At 73.6% G+C, this 16331-nt stretch carries 16 protein-coding genes; 11 read left to right on the forward strand and 5 right to left on the reverse strand.

The window, feature by feature from the left end; genetic code table 11:
• Nucleotides 1–22 precede the first annotated feature (22 nt).
• Entirely contained in the window at nt 23–1681 is a 1659-nt protein-coding gene (locus DEI95_RS10750) for a glycosyltransferase family 39 protein (protein WP_146243646.1), read from the reverse strand.
• Between the two features lie 108 nt (nt 1682–1789).
• Between DEI95_RS10750 and DEI95_RS10755 the strand changes: the two genes are divergently transcribed.
• The 5 genes from DEI95_RS10755 (at nt 1790) to DEI95_RS10775 (ending at nt 6091) form a co-directional block, all read left to right on the forward strand.
• Nucleotides 1790–2200, forward strand: coding sequence for a molybdopterin-binding protein (locus DEI95_RS10755; protein ID WP_110825981.1), 411 nt, complete (start codon nt 1790–1792; stop codon nt 2198–2200).
• 32 nt (nt 2201–2232) lie between these two features.
• Nucleotides 2233–3303 carry a ThiF family adenylyltransferase gene (locus tag DEI95_RS10760; RefSeq protein ID WP_146243647.1) on the forward strand — a complete coding sequence of 357 codons (1071 nt, stop codon included), beginning with the start codon at nt 2233–2235 and terminating at the stop codon, nt 3301–3303.
• A gap of 66 nt (nt 3304–3369) precedes the next feature.
• Nucleotides 3370–4152: a molybdate ABC transporter substrate-binding protein gene (gene modA / locus DEI95_RS10765; protein ID WP_110910955.1), complete on the forward strand. Its 783-nt coding sequence runs from the start codon at nt 3370–3372 to the stop codon at nt 4150–4152.
• Between the two features lie 125 nt (nt 4153–4277).
• On the forward strand, nt 4278–5036 hold the full coding sequence (locus DEI95_RS10770; protein ID WP_258367577.1) for an ABC transporter permease: 759 nt from the start codon (nt 4278–4280) through the stop codon (nt 5034–5036).
• Nucleotides 5033–6091: an ABC transporter ATP-binding protein gene (locus tag DEI95_RS10775; RefSeq protein WP_220036651.1), complete on the forward strand. Its 1059-nt coding sequence runs from the start codon at nt 5033–5035 to the stop codon at nt 6089–6091. Before DEI95_RS10770 ends, DEI95_RS10775 begins: the two co-directional genes overlap by 4 nt.
• 69 nt (nt 6092–6160) lie before the next feature.
• Here the strand turns inward: DEI95_RS10775 and DEI95_RS10780 are convergent, their stop codons facing one another.
• From DEI95_RS10780 to DEI95_RS10790, 3 genes are read right to left on the reverse strand one after another with little or no spacing between them, the layout of a single operon-like run.
• On the reverse strand, nt 6161–6400 hold the full coding sequence (locus tag DEI95_RS10780) for a MoaD/ThiS family protein (RefSeq protein ID WP_110891058.1): 240 nt from the start codon (nt 6398–6400) through the stop codon (nt 6161–6163).
• A gap of 4 nt (nt 6401–6404) precedes the next feature.
• Complete coding sequence (gene moaA, locus DEI95_RS10785) at nt 6405–7529, reverse strand: GTP 3',8-cyclase MoaA (protein WP_258367571.1); 1125 nt, start codon at nt 7527–7529, stop codon at nt 6405–6407.
• Nucleotides 7530–7533: 4 nt separating this feature from the next.
• Nucleotides 7534–9000, reverse strand: coding sequence for a glycosyltransferase family 87 protein (locus DEI95_RS10790; protein ID WP_111060221.1), 1467 nt, complete (start codon nt 8998–9000; stop codon nt 7534–7536).
• Between the two features lie 54 nt (nt 9001–9054).
• On the opposite strand from DEI95_RS10790, the gene DEI95_RS10795 reads away from it, so the two are divergent.
• From DEI95_RS10795 to pheA, 4 genes are read left to right on the forward strand one after another with little or no spacing between them, the layout of a single operon-like run.
• Nucleotides 9055–10359 (forward strand): molybdopterin-dependent oxidoreductase, encoded by a 1305-nt coding sequence (locus tag DEI95_RS10795; RefSeq protein WP_111060222.1) that lies wholly within the window; start codon nt 9055–9057, stop codon nt 10357–10359.
• Entirely contained in the window at nt 10356–10853 is a 498-nt protein-coding gene (locus DEI95_RS10800) for a hypothetical protein (RefSeq protein ID WP_111060223.1), read from the forward strand. The genes DEI95_RS10795 and DEI95_RS10800 overlap by 4 nt, the downstream gene beginning before the upstream one ends.
• Before the next feature lie 10 nt (nt 10854–10863).
• Nucleotides 10864–11958, forward strand: coding sequence for a bifunctional helix-turn-helix transcriptional regulator/GNAT family N-acetyltransferase (locus DEI95_RS17065; protein WP_309146540.1), 1095 nt, complete (start codon nt 10864–10866; stop codon nt 11956–11958).
• Nucleotides 11959–11997: 39 nt separating this feature from the next.
• The gene (gene pheA / locus DEI95_RS10815) at nt 11998–12957 is read left to right on the forward strand and encodes a prephenate dehydratase (protein WP_111060224.1); all 960 of its coding nucleotides are present in this window, start codon (nt 11998–12000) and stop codon (nt 12955–12957) included.
• 28 nt (nt 12958–12985) lie between these two features.
• Here pheA and DEI95_RS10820 read toward each other — a convergent pair whose 3' ends face one another.
• Nucleotides 12986–14053 carry a diacylglycerol kinase family protein gene (locus DEI95_RS10820; RefSeq protein WP_110826056.1) on the reverse strand — a complete coding sequence of 356 codons (1068 nt, stop codon included), beginning with the start codon at nt 14051–14053 and terminating at the stop codon, nt 12986–12988.
• Nucleotides 14054–14192: 139 nt separating this feature from the next.
• On the opposite strand from DEI95_RS10820, the gene serS reads away from it, so the two are divergent.
• A complete protein-coding gene (gene serS, locus DEI95_RS10825; RefSeq protein WP_110825990.1) occupies nt 14193–15464 on the forward strand; it encodes a serine--tRNA ligase in 1272 nt (423 codons plus the stop codon).
• A complete protein-coding gene (locus DEI95_RS10830) occupies nt 15461–16330 on the forward strand; it encodes an HAD family hydrolase (RefSeq protein ID WP_111060225.1) in 870 nt (289 codons plus the stop codon). Before serS ends, DEI95_RS10830 begins: the two co-directional genes overlap by 4 nt.
• The last annotated feature ends 1 nt before the right edge of the window (nt 16331 follow it).

Here is a 16331-nt window from a genome sequence, read left to right on the forward strand (position 1 = left end):
GACGCGGGCAGGGGACGCGGGGTCAGGAGCGGACGAACTCCGACATGATGACCTTGCCGGTCTGCCAGTTGTGCGCGACGTGGAAGCCCTGCTCCTCGAGCACCGCCTTGAGCTCGGGCCGGATGGTGCGGGAGGTGCCGCCGACGTACCAGACGGTGTCGATGTCGCCGAGACGGGACGGGACGGTCGTCGCGAGGTCGCCGTTCGTGTTCCAGAGGACGCCCTCGTCGGCCCCGTCGGTCGCGACGGCCAGGTCGGTCAGACCCGAGAACGCGTCCGGGTAGGACACCCGGATGACCTCGGCGGTCGTCGTCGGGTGGCGGTAGACGCTGCCGAACACGACGCCCTCGTTGGCGCTCGGGCGGGCGGCGCGTTCGGCGCTGATGATCGCGGCGGCGTGCGCCCAGGTGGACGCCTGCTTCGCCTCGGGGCCCTTGACGGTCACGGCCGTGGGGACCGACAGGACCACGAGCACCGCGACGGCGGCGGCGAGCAGCGCCTTCGGCCGGACCGCGGTGAGCGCGACGGCGACGAGGAGCGCGACGAACGGCAGGCTGAGGGTCGCGTACTTCGGCGAGTACAGACGCTCACCGAGTGCCGTCGCGACGAGGAGCACGGAGGTGGGGACGACGACGAGCGGCAGCGCCACCCGCACGGTCTGCGCCCGGAACAGGGCGCGTGCGGACGGTACCCGGCGGTGCACCTGCACGAGGGCGAGCCCGACGCCGAGGACCATGAGGGACCAGATGACGGCCGCGTACGGGTCGGACGCGCCGAACCAGGCGGTCGACCACACCTGCCCGAGGGTGTCGCGGCTGATGTCCTTGATCCAGCCGACCTGCTTCGCCTGCGAGGACACGACGACCACGAACGGCGCGACCACGGCGGCGGCGATGCCGGCGGCGACGGCCCAGCGGACGAGCACCCGACCGGTGACGAGCGGCGGCCCGGGCGTGCGGCCGTCCCGGGTGACCACGGCCGTCCGCAGCGCGTGCCGTTCGGCCACGAGGGTCCAGGCGAGCGCGACGGCGTGGGCGAGGACCGCGAGCGCCAGGTAGACGTTGCAGAGCACCGCGACGACGGCGAGCACGCCGTAGGCGACCCACCACCCGGCGGCCCGGGGTGCGCGTGACCGGGTGCGGCGGAGGGCCGTGACGCCCACGAGCGTCAGGCAGACCGACAGCGTCGTGATGGTGGCGTAGGGACGTCCCTCGGTCCCCGCCCACTGCACGCGGGGGAGGAGCAGGAAGACGATGCCCGCCGTGATGCCGACCCGTCGTCCGCCGAGGCGTCGGCCGAGGGCGACGACGAGTCCCGCGGCGACCCCGATCGCGAGCGCACTCGGCAGGCGCAACGTGAACGGGGTGTACCCGACGAGCCAGAACCAGACGTGCATCAGGGCGTAGTACAGACCGTGCACGGCGTCGACGGTGTGGAGCTCCGCGAAGAGCTGCGCCCAGGACCGCTGGGCACTCGTGACGGTCGCCGCCTCGTCGTACCAGACGGACGGGACCCACGAGGCTGCCGCGGCGACGACGACGCCCACCGCGCCGATCGTGAGCTCCGGCACCCGGACCGCTGCCGTCGCGGCGGCGGAGACGGCCCCGCGGACGCCGGCACGCACCGGTACCCGGCGGACCGCGTGCGGGACGCCGATGCTGCCGGTACGGGGGGAACTCACGCCCAGCACGGTACCGAGCGCCGCTGGACGGGAACCCGGTGTCGGGCCCTGCGAGACGGTGAGTGTCCACAAGTCGTACCGGGTCGTCCCCGGTCTAGGGTCGTCGTCATGACGCAGCTCCGCATCCGTGACGCCGCGACCTACCTGGGCATCAGCGACGACACCGTGCGGCGGCTCGTCGAGGGCGGCACGTTCACGAGGGCGACCGACCCCGCGGGCAGGGCCGTGGTCGACGGACGGGAACTCGCCGAGTACGCCTCGTCGCGCGGCGACCAGCTCGCCGACCCGTCGGGCGTCCGGAGCTCCGCACGCAACCGGTTCGTCGGCATCGTGACGGGCCTGGTCGTCGACACGGTGATGGCCCAGGTCGAGCTGCAGTGCGGGCCGCACCGGGTGGTGTCGCTGATGAGTGCCGAGGCGGTCCGGGAGCTCGGTCTCGAGGTCGGGTCCGTCGCGGTCGCCTCGGTCAAGGCCACGATGGTGACGGTCGAGGCCGCGAGCCCGGAGACGGACGCGTGAGCACGACACCGGACACGAGCACGGACACGGAGATGGACACAGACACGCCCGTCAGCACCGCGCGTCGGCGCCTCGGGTCACGCACGGCGGCGCTCACCGGTGCGGGGCCGGACGTCCTGGAGCGTCTCGGTCGAGCCCGGGTGCTCGTCGTCGGTGCCGGCGGCCTCGGTGCACCGGTGATCGCCCTCCTGGCCGGCAGCGGGCTCGGTCGGCTGACGATCGTGGACGACGACGTCGTGGACGGGTCGAACCTGTCCCGGCAGACCCTGTTCACCAGCGACGACGTCGGTTCCGCCAAGGCCGAGGTCGCGGCCGCCCGGGCGCGCGCGGTGGACCCCGAGCTCGAGGTCGTCGCGGTCGTGGGACGGTTCCGGCCCGAGCACGTCGCCGGGCACGACGTCGTGGTGGACGCCGCGGACGCCGTCGACGTCACCCGTGCGGTGTCCGACGCCTGCGCGCCGCTCGGGATCCCGTTCGTCTGGGGCACGGTGCTGTCCTGGGACGGCCAGGTCTCGGTGTTCCGGGACGCCGGTCCGGACGGTGTCGACTTCCACGACCTGCACCCCGAGGTCCTGCCGGACGAGGGGTCATGCGCGGTCGACGGGGTCCTCCCGGCACTGTGCGGCGCGGTCGGGTCGGTGATGGCCGCGCAGGTGACGGCCCTCGTCGCGGGTCTCGGCGAGCCCCTGCTCGGGCGGCTCCTCACCGTCGACGCCCGCCGGTGGCGGTGGACCGAGAGTCCCGTCCGACGTGGGCCGGCGTCGCGACGGCCCACGGGCCTCCCGGCCGGGACGGCGGACGCGGACGCGGACGGCGTGACCCGGCCCGCGCGGATCGCCCCGTCCGCACTCGCCGCCCGTCTCGCCGACCCCGCCGACCGGGTGACGGTCGTCGACGTGCGCACACCGGCCGAGTGGGCGACGGGCGTCATCGCCGGGTCCGTGCACCCGGACGCGGTCCCGTCCGACACGGAGGTCGTCGTGACCTGCGCCCGTGGGCCCCGCGCGGATGCGTGGGCACGGACCGCCGGGAGGCCCGTGACCGTCCTCGACGGTGGCGTCGACGCATGGCGTCGGGAAGGGCTCCCGCTCGCATCCGAGTGAGGCGTCGACCGCTGGTGCGGATAGGATCGGCCGTGGACGCCGCACCTGCGGCAGTGTGGAGGGCCGATGCGACGCGCGACCGCACTCGCAGCCGTCCTCGTGCTGGCGCTGACGACCGCCGGGTGCGCGAGCGGTCCCACCGCCGACCGCGCGGGCGGCGGCGTGGAACGGACTCCCTCGAGGACGGTCACGGTGTTCGCCGCGGCATCGCTGCAACGGACCTTCACGACCCTGGGGCGCGGGTTCGAGCGCGCGCACCCCGGCACGACGGTGACGTTCTCGTTCGCCGGCTCGAGCGACCTCGTCTCGCAGATCCGCAACGGTGCCCCCGCCGACGTCCTCGCCTCCGCCGACCAGGCGAGCACCGAGGCGCTCGGGGCCGACCTGCTGGACGGTCCGCCGCGCGCCTTCGCGACGAACACGCTCGAGATCGCCGTGGCGCCGGGCAACCCGCTGCACGTGTCCGACCTCGCGGACCTGACGGCGTCGGACGTGCAGCTCGTCACGTGCGCCGCGCCGGTGCCGTGCGGTGCTGCGACCGCGGCCGTCGAGCGTGCGAGCGGGGTCGAGCTGCACCCGGTCAGCGAGGAGCAGTCCGTCACCGACGTCCTCGGCAAGGTCACGTCCGGTCAGGCGGACGCGGGCATCGTCTACCGCACCGACGTCCAGGGCGCGGGCGGGGACGTGGCGGGCGTCCCGTTCGCCGCTGCTGCGGACGTCGTGAACACCTACCCGATCAGCGTGCTCCGGGACGCGGCAGACCCGACGACCGCTCGGGCGTTCACGGCGTACGTGCTGTCGCCCGCCGGCCAGCGGGTGCTCGCCGCCGCCGGGTTCGGGGAGCCCTGACCGTCGTGCGCCGTGCCACCGCCACCCGTGCCGCCGCCGCCCGCACCACCGCCGACCACGGTGCCGCCGGCCACGGCGCCGCTGGCCGCTCCGGCAGCGTCCGCCGTGCACCGGTCCCGTGGTGGCTGCCGGTGCCGGCCGTGCTCGGCGGCCTGTTCGTCGTCGTGCCGGTGCTCGCGATGGTCGGCCGCGTCGAGTGGGGGTCCTTCGTGGCGCTCGTCACGTCACCCGCGTCCCGGACGGCCCTGGTCCTGAGCCTCGGGACCGCGGCTGCGGCGACCGGGGTGTCGTTCGTGCTCGGCTACCCGCTCGCGGTGCTCTTCGCCCGGTCCCGGTCGCGGTGGATCGGCGTGGCGCGGGCGGTCGTGCTGCTGCCACTCGTGCTGCCGCCGGTCGTCGGTGGGCTCGCGCTCCTGGCCGCGTTCGGGCGGATGGGCGTGGTCGGCGCGTTCCTCGACGAGCACGGACTGCGGATCGCGTTCACCACGGTGGCGGTCGTCATGGCGCAGACGTTCGTCGCGATGCCGTTCCTGGTGTCCGCGATCGAGGGTGCCCTGCGCGTCGAGGGGGACCGCTACGAGCGCGTCGCGGCCACGCTCGGCGCCGGCCCGACCCGGACGTTCCTGACCGTCACGACGCCGCGGGTGCTACCGGGGATCCTGTCCGGCCTGGTGCTCTGCGCCGCCCGGGCGCTCGGTGAGTTCGGCGCGACGCTGACCTTCGCGGGCAGCCTGCAGGGGGTGACCCGGACCCTCCCGCTCGAGGTGTACCTGCAGCGCGAGGTCGACCCGGACGCCGCGGTCGCCCTCGCCCTCGTGCTCGTGGTCGTCGCGGTGCTCGTCATCGGCCTGGCGTCCGTCCGGACCCGCGCGGTGACGCCGTGACCGCCGCCGCAGCCCGGACCGGCCTCGTCGCGCACGTGGTCCGCCACGACCGGGACGTCGACGTCGCCCTGTCCGTCGGACCGGCCGAGTGCGTGGCCCTCGTCGGTGCGAACGGTTCCGGCAAGTCGACCGTCCTCGACGCGGTCGCCGGCCTCCTGCCGCTCGACGGCGGTGCGGTCCGCTCCGACGACCGGGTCCTCGCCGGTGCCGGGCGGGGCCTCCCGGCACACCGTCGCCGCATCGGACTCGTCGCCCAGCGGCCCGACCTGTTCCCGCACCTCTCCGTCCTCGCGAACGTCGCCTTCGGGCCGCGGGCCGCGGGCCGGTCCGGCCGGGAGGCCCGCGCGGCAGCCCGGCACGCCCTGGCCGCCGTCGGGGTGGCCGACCTGGCAGACCGGGCGCCCCGGACGCTGTCCGGCGGGCAGGCGCAGCGCGTCGCGATCGCCAGGGCGCTGGCCGCCGACCCCGCCGTCGTGCTGCTCGACGAACCGACCTCGGCACTCGACGTCGGCGCGCGCGAGGACGTCCGCGCCGCCCTCCGCACGGCCGTGTCCGGTCGGCCGAGCGTCCTCGTGACGCACGACCCGGTCGAGGTGATGGCCCTCGCGGACCGGGTCGTCGTCCTGCAGGACGGGCGGGTCGTCGAGTCCGGCACCCCGGCCGAGGTGCTCGCGCGTCCGCGGAGCGGGTTCGCGGCGGCGTTCTCGGGTCTGGTGGTGGTGCACGGGACCGCGACGGCGGACGGGCTCGTACTCGACCGTGGCTCCGGTGGCGGGGGCCCGCTGGCGTCGGCCGCGCACCACGTGCCTGCCGGTCGACCCGTGTCGGCGGCCTACCACCCGACGGCGGCGGTCGTGACACGGGACACCGGCGTCGGCCCCGGTCTGCCGCGGGTCGTCCGTGCCCTCGAACCGCGGAACGGCCTGGTGCGGTTCCGCACCGACGACCTGTCCGCCGACCTGACCCTGGCCGCGGTCGCGGCGCTCGGGGCGACGGTCGGATCGACGGTGCGGGTGCACGTCCCGCCCGCCGAGGTCACCGTCTGGGAGTCCTGAGCGCGGAGTCCGGCGCCCGTGCGCTGAGCTCCGTGTGCTGAGCTCCGTGTGCTGAGCTCTGGGCGCTGCTCAGCCGCCGGCGAACGGCGGCATCACGTCCACGAGTGCCACCCCGTCGAGCGACGTCGACCGGTCGCGGGTGGTGACCCCGTCGACCAGGTACGAGCACCGCTCCTGCAGCGCGGCCCAGCGCTCGGGGTCGGCAGCCTCGACCTGACGGAGGGCGTCGTCGAGCGAGTCCGCCGTGACGGTCGTGTCGTCGATGCCGACCGCGGCACGGGCGGCGGCGAAGAAGCGCAGGGTGGTCATGTCCTCATCCTCCGATCGCGCTCATGCCCCGGGTCGGGTGCACGAGGCCGTCGGTGTCGTCGCCGTGGTCGCGGGGCTTCGCCCACATCGCCCGCCGCCAGCGGTCCAGGACGTCGGCGTCGTCGGCGCCCGCGCGTAGGGCACCGAGCAGGTCGGTCTCGTCGTCGGAGAACAGGCAGCTGCGGACGTGACCGTCGGCGGTGAGCCGGGTGCGCGTGCAGTCGCCGCAGAACGACTCGGTGATGCTCGCGATGACCCCGACCGTCCCGAGGTCGGCGCCGGTCGCCCGGGACCGCACCCGGTACCGCTCGGCCGGAGCGCCGTTCCGCGGGGCGTCGTCGGGGGTCAGGACGTGGTCAGCGCTGAGCAGGTCGCGGATCTGCGCGGCCGTGATCATCGTCGTGGCGTCCCAGGCGTGCCCGGGGTCGAGCGGCATCTGCTCGATGAACCGCAGCTCGTGGCCGCGCTCCAGGCACCACGCGAGCAGCTCGGACGCCAGGTGGTCGTTCACCCCGCGCAGCAGGACCGCGTTGATCTTCACCCCGAGGCCGGCGTCGGCCGCGGCGGCGATCCCCTCGAGGACGCGGTCGAGGAACGGGCGCCGGGTGACCTCGGCGAAGACGTCCGGGTCCACGGTGTCGAGCGAGACGTTCAGTCGGTGGAGTCCGGCCGCTCGCAGCGCTGCCGCGCGACCCGCGAGTCCGATCGCGTTCGTGGTGAGGGACAGCTCGAGGTCGGGGTGGGCCGCCGCGCACCGGGCGATGACGTCGACGAGGTCCTTGCGGAGGAGCGGTTCACCGCCGGTGAAGCGGACCTTGCGGATGCCGAGCTCCCGCGCCCCGAGGCCGACGAGCCGGGCGATCTCGTCCGCGGACATGAGCGCTGCGTCGGGCGCGAAGGGCAGACCCTCGGCCGGCATGCAGTAGGTGCAGCGGAGGTTGCAGCGCTCGGTCAGGGACACCCGCAGGTCGACGGCGTACCGGCCGAACCGGTCCACCAGGCCCGGGTCGCCGTCGGGCCGGGGCGGGAGGCCCGGATGCTGTGCGACCAGGGGGTGCACCGCGGTGTCCGTCGCTCCCGGGCGCACACGGCTCATCAGACCCGTCGAGGGGAGCATCTGGGCCGGCATGTCGTCAGGATACGTCGCGGGGACCGCGGCTCGCGTCTCCGGCGGGCACCGGGGCTCCCGGACTCCGGCCGAGCATGCGGTCCCGCCACCGGAGCCAGTCCTCGCGGCGCGTGCGGACGAGGGTGACGACGAGCACGACCGCGATCGCGGCGAGCAGCCACCACCGGTAGGCGACGACCGACGGCCACACCCCGCGCAGCGCGATGGCGAGCGTCAGGGACAGCCACTCCCACCGGCCGGAGAGCACCACGAACGGGATGAGCAGCAGCGCGTACCAGGGGTAGCGCGGCGTCACCGCGAGGAAGGTCACGCCGATCATGAACACCTGCCCGGACCACGGGTTCGCGGGGTCCGACAGCCGCCAGGCGATGACCGCCGCGACGAGGACGATCAGGCCCACGGCGATCGTCGCCGCGTCGCCGGGCAGGACCTCCGCCACCAGGGCGAAGCGCGAGCCGTCCTCGTAGCCCTCCTCCGACAGGTAGCCCGGCAGGTACCCGAGCACCTTCGGCCCGGTCGAGAGCACGTACGGCACGTAGAGCAGCCCGAACACGGCGACGCCGACCGGGATCGCCCCCCAGCTCCGCCACCGGCCGAGCAGTGCGGGGTAGACGATCGCCGGGATGAGCTTCGTCGCCGTCGCGGCACCGAGCGCGATGCCGCCCCAGATCGGCCGACCGAAGGCCACGAGCACGGCACCCGCGGTGGCCAGAGCGGCCCCGACGACGTCGACGTGCGAGTTCGTCACGGCCTCGGCGGCGACGAGCGGTGACCAGGCCCACAGCGCGGCCCACCACGTCGGTCGGCCGGTCCGACGGAGGACGACGAGCAGGCCGACCGTGACGCCGAGCGAGACGAGCAGTCCAGCGACCTGGAACGGCATGTACTGCGCCGTGGCCGGCACGAAGACCCGGACCAGGGCGAACCAGAGCTCGGCCATCGGCGGGTAGATCGTCGGGACGTCCGGACGGTTGATCGCCGTGCAGTGCCCGAGCGCGCCGTCCCCGAGTCCGCGGTACCGCGGCTCGAGCGGCTTGCACGTGCCGTCGACCTTGTCCGGGAACAACCACTCCGGGCGGAGACCTGCCAAGGCCTCGGACTGCGGCGTGTGCGCGTAGGGGGACACGCCCGCGTGCTGCACGATGCCGTCCCAGGCGTAGCGTGCGGAGTCGGTGCTCGTGTTCGGCGGGCCGACGAGGGCCGCGATGCCGACCACGACCGCCCCACCGAGCACGATCCGCGTCACGAGGTGCGGCGGCACGAACCTGAGCGCCAGCACGGAAGCCGCGAAGACCGTCCAAGCGATGAGCGTCCAGGTGACGAATGGAGAGCGATGACCCTCCCGGAGGAACCCCAGATGCGTGACACCCACGGCGATCACGGTGCCGAGCGCGAGCACGCCCACGACGGCGAGCAGCGTGGCGACGAGCCCGGTCGAGGGTCGGCGGCCGGGGCGCAGTCGTTCGCTCATGGTCCGTCGAGGCTAGCGGGCGTCCAGCGCCTCCTCCTGGACGCACGGAGCGTGATGGCGTCGCCGAACCGCACCGCGCGCTCGGCGGTCGTCACCGGTCGGCTGCTCGGGATCGCGTTCCTCGTCTGCTTCGCCACCGGGGTCTACAGCCACCTGCTGCAGGAACCGCCCGGGTGGATGCGCTTCCCGACCCGGCCGGTGCAGCTCTACCAGGTCACGCAGGGCCTGCACGTCACCGCCGGCATCGCCGCGATCCCGCTGCTGCTCGCCAAGCTCAACGTCGTCATGCCGGCGCTGCTCCAGACACCGCCCGTGCGTGGTGTCCTGCACGGGCTCGAGCGGCTGTCGATCGCGGTGTTCGTGGCGGCCGCGCTCATCCAGGTCGTGACCGGACTGCTCAACACCTTCCAGTGGTACCCGTGGCCGTTCCCGTTCCGGCAGGTCCACAACGCCCTCGCGTACGTCCTCATCGGCTCGCTCGTGCTGCACATCGGCACGAAGCTGCGCATCATCACGCGGTACTGGCGCTCACGGGACGCGTTCGACGAGCACGGTCGGTTCGTCGTGGACGAGACGGTGGGCAGCGACCTGCCCGACCCGACCCTGCAGGCCCGTCCCGGCCTGGAGGCCCGCCCTCCCGCCGCCGCGACGTCCCGCGGGTTCGTCGGTCGCCTCCACCGCTGGATCGACGGCGCTCCGCCGGTCGCGGACCGTGCGGCACCGGACCCGGCCGCCGACGCCGACGCCGAAGGCGGGCGCCAGCGTCTCGCCCGCCGCGGGTTCATCGCGGGTGTCACGGCGGCCACGGCCGGCGTCGTCGTCCTCACGGCCGGCCAGTCGTCGGTGCTCGCCGAGCCGTTCAACGTCTTCGCTCCCCGTCAGCGGCACATCGGGCAGAACGGGCTGCCGGTGAACCGGACGGCTCGCGCCGCCGGGGTCCTCGCCACGGCGACCGCCGCCGACTGGGCCCTCACCGTCGCCGGCCCGGCGGTCAGCCGCACGTTCTCACGCGCCGAACTCGTCGCCCTGGGTCAGGCCGAGGCGCGGCTCCCGATCTCGTGCGTCGAGGGCTGGAGCCAGATGGCGAGCTGGAAGGGCGTCCGAATGCGCGACCTGCTCGCGGCGGTGCAGTCCGACCCGGACGTACGCGTGCGGGTGACGAGTCTGGAGCAGCACGGCGGATACCGGGTGATGGAGATGGGGCCGGAGTACACCGCCGACCCGACCACCCTGGTGGCCCTCGAGCTCAACGGTGCGACGCTCGACCTGGAGCACGGGTTCCCGGCGCGGATCATCGCCCCCGGACGACCCGGCGTCCTGCAGACGAAGTGGATCGAACGGATCGAGGTCATCGCATGAGCGCGGTCCCCACCGCCGAGCGTCCCGACCGGCGGATCCGGGTGGCGCGGACCGTCCTCGTGGTCGTCGGCGTGCTCGTCATCGCCTTCGGGGCGTGGGTCCTGCTGACCTCGGTCCGGACGGACCGGATCGGCGGCCTGCTCGTGTGGCTGCTCGCCGCGGTCGTGCTCCACGACGCCGTGCTGTCGCCGTTCGTGCTCGCCGTCGGCGCGGGGCTCCGTCGGGCAGGGCGCACGCTCCGCACGTGGGTGCTCGTGGTCGTGCAGGCCGCGGTCGTCCTCGGCAGCGTGCTCGCGCTCGTCGCCGTGTCCGAGATCGTCGCGAAGTCGCAGGGCACAAAGAACCCCACGGTCCTGCCGTTCGACTACACCGCGCGGCTGCTCGTCGTCGAGGGGGTGTTCGCCGCCGTCGTCGTGGTCGTGCTCGTGGTCGGCGTGGTCACCGCTCGGCGTCGTCCGGACGATGCTGTGGTTGCAGCGACAACCTCTCCGTAGGATGAGCGGCATGACCGACGACACGCCCTGGCTCTCCCGTGAGCAGCTGCGTGCCTGGATGGGGTTCGTCGCCGTCATGGAACTCCTGCCCGCAGCGCTCGACCAGCAGCTCCAGCGCGACGCCGACCTGACGCTCTTCGACTACATGGTCATCGCGATGCTGTCCGAGCGGGACTCCCGCACCCTGCGGATGTCGGTCCTCGCGTCGGCCACGAACGCGTCCCTCCCGCGCCTGTCGCACGTCGTGTCGCGCCTCGAGAAGCGTGGGCTCGTCGCCCGGTGCCCGTCCTCCGAGGACCGCCGCGCCACCGACGTCCGGCTCACCGACGCCGGCTTCGACCACATCGTCGCCGCCGCGCCGGACCACGTCCGCACCGCCCGTCGTCTGGTGATCGACGCGCTCACCGACGAGCAGGTCGCCGAGCTCGACACGATCTCCCGCGTGCTCCTCGCCCGGGTCGACCCCGAGGGCCGGTTCGCCGCGGTCAGCGACATGCCCGGCGGGGACGGAGCCGGTGCGGAGGGCGCGTCCTGCGACGAGGTGGTCGCCGCCACCGAGATGTGCGAGGCGCGGATGACCGGCACCGCCGATGACTCCCTGCCGAGCACCGTCGACGGCATCGGGTACCGCGCGGCCACCGCCGACGACCTGCCGCTGCTCCGCCGGGCGACCCTCGACGCGATGAACTGGTCGGGGGAGCGGTTCGCCGACGCCGACCTCGACCGGCCCGAGTTCGCCCACTACTCCGCCGCGTTCGACCCCGAGCGGCCCGGTGCCGCCGACCTCGGGGTCGTCGCGACCGACGACGACGGACCGGTCGGCGTCGCGTGGGCGGTGCACCTGCCCGCCGAGGACCCCGGGTACGGGTTCGTCGCCGAGGACGTCCCCGAACTCACCCTCGCCCTCGACGCCCGGGCACGCGGCCGCGGGATCGGCTCGGCGCTGCTCACCCGGCTCGTCGCCGCGGCGCGCGACGCCGGATGGCCCGGGATGAGCCTGAGCGTCGAGGACGGCAACACCGGTGCGCGCATCCTCTACGAACGAGCGGGGTTCCGGACCGTCGGACGGAACGGCGACTCGGACACCATGCAGCTCGTCCTCTGAGCGGCGGACGGGGCACCGCACGCCGATAGGCTCGCCGGTATGAGCCAGGCCGCCGACTCCCCGTCCGAGACCTACAGCTACCTCGGACCGGCGGGGACCTTCACCGAGGCGGCACTCAAGCTCGTCGAGGCCGCCGCCGGGAAGCCCTGGCGGAGCGTCAACAACGTCGGCGAGGCGCTCGACGACGTCATGACCGGCCGCTCGGTCGGAGCCGTGATCGCGATCGAGAACAGCGTCGACGGCGGCGTGAGCGCCACGCAGGACGCCCTCGCCCGGATCCCCGGCGTGCGGATCGTGGGGGAGTACCTCGTCCCGGTCGACTTCGTGCTCGTCGCCCGCCCCGGCACGTCCCTGTCGGACGTCCGCACCGTGAACGCCCACCCGGTCGCCTACGCCCAGACGCACCACTGGCTCGAGGCGAACCTGCCGGGCCACGGGCACATCCCGGCGTCCTCGAACGTCGCCGCGGCGGCCGTGCTCCTCGACGACCACCCGACCGCGGACGCCGCCGTCGCCCCGCCCGGCATCACCGACCACTACGACCTCGCCGTGCTCGCCGACTCGATCGGCGACAACGCGAGCGCCGTCACGCGGTTCGTGCTCGTCTCGAAGACCCTGGCGATCCCGCCGCGGACCGGGTCCGACAAGACGAGCGTCATCGTCGAACTGCCCGCGGACCACCCTGGTGCCCTCGTCGACATGCTCGAGCAGTTCGCCACCCGGGGCATCAACATGGGGTTGCTGTCCTCGCGTCCGATCGGCGACGAGCTCGGCCGCTACCGGTTCGTCATCGACCTGGACGGCCACGTCCACGACGAACGCGTCGCGGACGCCCTGCTCGGTCTCCGCCGGTTCAGCCCGCGTGTGACCTTCCTCGGCTCGTACCCGCGTGCGGACGGCCTCCGGTCCGAGGTCTCACCCCGCTACTCCGACCAGGCCTTCGTCGAGGCGCGCGACTGGCTGCGCGCGATCGTGAGCGGGGAGCCGGACGCGGGCTGAGCCTCCCGTCCGACACCCCCGCGCGCGGTCAGCGGCGGCGGGTCGCCCGCGTCTGGTCCTCGGGTCCGGCCACGCGGACCGTCAGACCGCCCGCGTCGATCTTCGCCCGGAAGGCGCGGACCTCGCCCACCGGGTCGCCGTCGATCTCGAACTCCTCGGCACGCTCGAGCCGCGCGGTGAACTCCTCGCCGCGCAGGTAGCGCAGCGGACGCTCGTCGCGGGTCTTCGTGACGATGGTCTTGCCGATCTCGGTCTTGCCGAGCGCGGAGCGACGGAAGCGGCGGAGGATCGCGTTCTCCCAGAACACGCGGGCCCCGATCCGGACCCAGCCGAAGAACCCGTGCGGACGCATCACGACGACGTCGAAGTAGCCGTCGTCGATCTCGGCGTCCGGCAGCAGGGTCGCGCCGGCCTGCAGCATGCCGCAGTTGCCGACGATGAGCGAGTGGGCGCGGACCGACCGGGTGCTCTGGCCGTCCAGGCGGTAACGGAACTCGATGGCGTCGGAGTCCCGCAGCGACCGGACCAGCGAGTCGACGTACGCGAGCCAGCCGACCTTCTTCTTCAGGTCGTCGTTCGTGTTCACGAGCATCCGTGCGTCGAGCCCGAGGCCGGCCATCACGAGGAAGCCGAACTGCTCACGCGAGCCGTCGGGGCGCTCGACGTGCACCGTGCCCATGTCGATCTCGCGGTCCTCGCCGTGGAAGATCGTGTGCGCGCTGGCACCGAGGTCGTCGATCGGCGCGGGGATGTTGCGGGCGAGCAGGTTGCCCGTGCCGCTCGGCAGCAGGGCGAGCGCGGCGTCGGACCCGTGCACGACCTCGGCGACGGCGCGGACCGTCCCGTCACCACCGGCAGCGGCGATGACGTCCGCACCGGCCTCGAGTGCCTGCCGCGCCATGCCGCCGCCCGGGTCCTCCTCGCTCGTGGCGTACCACTTGGTCTCGGACCAGCCGGCCTCGCGCTGGTACCGGTTCACGGTGCGCTTCAGGGTCGGCAGGTGGACCTTGACGGGGTTGTAGATGACTGCGGCGGTGCGCTGGTCCGTGGCAGGGGCGTCCTCCGGCACGGCGGTGGCTTCCGAGGGCGTCGACATGCCGTCAACGCTACCGGGCACCGGCTGCGCGGTCCGGAACGTGACCACGTCCGGGACGGGAGCGCGGGTCGATCCTGTGCCGGGCCTCCCGACCGGTGCGTCCACCGATCGGCCACCGGGTCCCCGGTAAGCTGGGCCGGTGATCGACCCCCAGCTGTTGCGCGACGAACCGGACCTCATCAAGGCCTCGCAGGCGGCGCGCGGCGCCTCCGTCGACGTCGTCGACCAGGCCGTCGCCGCGGACGCAGCGCGACGCAGCGCCATCACCGCGTTCGAGGCGCTCCGCGCCGAACAGAACGCGTTCGGCAAGACCGTCGCGAAGGCCCCGAAGGACGAGAAGGCCGCGCTCGTGCAGCAGGCGCAGGCGCTCGCCGCGAAGGTCAAGGAGGCGCAGGCCACCGTCACCGCCGCCGAGGACACCTTCAACTCCGTCGTCCGCGCCATCCCCAACGTGGTGCTGCCGGACGTGCCCGCCGGTGGCGAGGACGACTTCGTCACCCTGCGCACCGTCGGCACGAAGCCGTCGTTCGCCTTCGAGCCGAAGGACCACGCCGACCTCGGTGAGTCCCTCGGCATCATCGACATCGCCCGCGGCGTCAAGGTCTCCGGCTCGCGGTTCTACTTCCTCAAGGGGATGGGCGCCCGCCTCGAGATCGCGCTCATGTCGCTCGGCCTCGACCGCGCCGTGCAGCACGGCTTCGAGCCTCTGATCACGCCCACCCTCGTGCGCCCCGAGACGATGGCCGGCACCGGCTTCCTCGGTGAGCACGCCGCCGAGGTCTACCGGCTCGAGGCCGACGACCTGTACCTGACCGGCACGAGCGAGGTCGCCCTCGCCGGGTACCACGCGGACGAGATCCTGCAGTTCCCGTCCGAGGACGACCCGGCCCTCCGCTACGCCGGTTGGTCGACCTGCTACCGGCGCGAAGCCGGGTCGGCGGGCAAGGACAACCGCGGCATCCTCCGGGTGCACCAGTTCAACAAGCTCGAGATGTTCGCCTACGTCCACCCGGACCAGGCCGACGCCGAGCACCAGCGGCTCATGTCGTACCAGGAGTCGATGCTGCAGGACCTCGGGCTGCACTACCGCGTGATCGAGACCGCCGCGGGTGACCTCGGCACGAGTGCTGCGCGGAAGTATGACCTCGAGGCATGGGTGCCGACGCAGGGCACTTTCCGCGAGCTGACCTCGACGTCGAACTGCACGACGTTCCAGGCCCGCCGCCTCGACATCCGGTACCGCACCGAGAGCGGCAAGACCGCGCCGGTCGCGACCCTCAACGGCACGCTGGCCACCACCCGCTGGCTCGTCGCGATCCTCGAGACGCACCAGCAGGAGGACGGCTCGGTCGTCATCCCCGAGGTCCTCCGGCCCTACCTGGGCGGCGTCGAGGTGATCGAGCCCCGATGAGCTCCTCACGCGGCTTCGTGGACGGGTCCGACGCGGCATCGGGCCGGGACGCCGCTGCGCCCGCGCGGGTGAAGCGCTGGCTCGTCGCGCTCGACATCGACGGCACGACCATGCGCGAGGACGGGGTCATCACCGACACCGTCATCCGGGCCGTCCGCGACGCCGAGGCCGCCGGGCACGAGGTCATGCTCTCCACCGGCCGCAGCGAGGGCATGACCGTCCCGCTGCTCGAGCAGCTCGGCATCGAGCCGCGGTACCTCGTCTGTGCCAACGGCGCGCTCACGCTCGAGCGCACCCCCGACGGCGAGTACGAGCGCGTCCACGTCGAGACCTTCGACCCGACCGAGGTCCTGCAGACCATCCGCGGGGCCCTGCAGAACGGTGCGTACGGCGTCGAGGACGAGACCGGCCACTACCTGCTGTCCGGCGACTTCCCCGACGACACCATGACCGGGTCCGGCGACCACGTCGACTTCGAGCAGCTGCTCGGGGTCCGCGCCACCCGCGTCGTCGTCATCTCCCCGGAGCACGGGCTCGAGGAGTTCCTGCAGATCGTCGACCGGATGGGCCTGCACAAGGTCTCGTACACCGTCGGCTGGACGGCCTGGCTCGACATCGCGCCGGAGGGTGTCACGAAGGCGACCGCGATGGAGCGGGTCCGCGAGTGGCTCGACATCCCGCGCTCCCGTGTCTTCGCGGCCGGTGACGGACGCAATGACATCGACATGCTGCGGTGGGCCTCCACCTCGGGCCGCGGTGTCGTGATGGGGCAGGCGCCGGACGACGTCGTCGACGCCGGCAGCGAGATCACCGGTGGCGTCACCGACGACGGGCTCGCGGCGGCGCTCGACACCCTGCCCCGCTGAG

It is taken from the genome of Curtobacterium sp. MCBD17_008, from assembly GCF_003234475.1.
GTDB lineage: Bacteria > Actinomycetota > Actinomycetes > Actinomycetales > Microbacteriaceae > Curtobacterium.

Bases quoted from the DNA above. Each gene is read 5' to 3' on its own strand.
- modA (WP_110910955.1), top strand. From the start codon at position 3,370: ATGCGACGCGCGACCGCACTCGCAGCCGTCCTCGTGCTGGCGCTGACG.
- DEI95_RS10790 (WP_111060221.1), bottom strand. From the start codon at position 9,000: ATGAGCGAACGACTGCGCCCCGGCCGCCGACCCTCGACCGGGCTCGTC.
- DEI95_RS10830 (WP_111060225.1), top strand. From the start codon at position 15,461: ATGAGCTCCTCACGCGGCTTCGTGGACGGGTCCGACGCGGCATCGGGC.
- moaA (WP_258367571.1), bottom strand. From the start codon at position 7,529: ATGCCGGCCCAGATGCTCCCCTCGACGGGTCTGATGAGCCGTGTGCGC.
- DEI95_RS10760 (WP_146243647.1), top strand. From the start codon at position 2,233: ATGGACACAGACACGCCCGTCAGCACCGCGCGTCGGCGCCTCGGGTCA.
- pheA (WP_111060224.1), top strand. From the start codon at position 11,998: ATGAGCCAGGCCGCCGACTCCCCGTCCGAGACCTACAGCTACCTCGGA.
- DEI95_RS10820 (WP_110826056.1), bottom strand. From the start codon at position 14,053: ATGTCGACGCCCTCGGAAGCCACCGCCGTGCCGGAGGACGCCCCTGCC.
- DEI95_RS17065 (WP_309146540.1), top strand. From the start codon at position 10,864: ATGACCGACGACACGCCCTGGCTCTCCCGTGAGCAGCTGCGTGCCTGG.
- DEI95_RS10800 (WP_111060223.1), top strand. From the start codon at position 10,356: ATGAGCGCGGTCCCCACCGCCGAGCGTCCCGACCGGCGGATCCGGGTG.
- DEI95_RS10780 (WP_110891058.1), bottom strand. From the start codon at position 6,400: ATGACCACCCTGCGCTTCTTCGCCGCCGCCCGTGCCGCGGTCGGCATC.
- DEI95_RS10755 (WP_110825981.1), top strand. From the start codon at position 1,790: ATGACGCAGCTCCGCATCCGTGACGCCGCGACCTACCTGGGCATCAGC.
- DEI95_RS10795 (WP_111060222.1), top strand. From the start codon at position 9,055: ATGGCGTCGCCGAACCGCACCGCGCGCTCGGCGGTCGTCACCGGTCGG.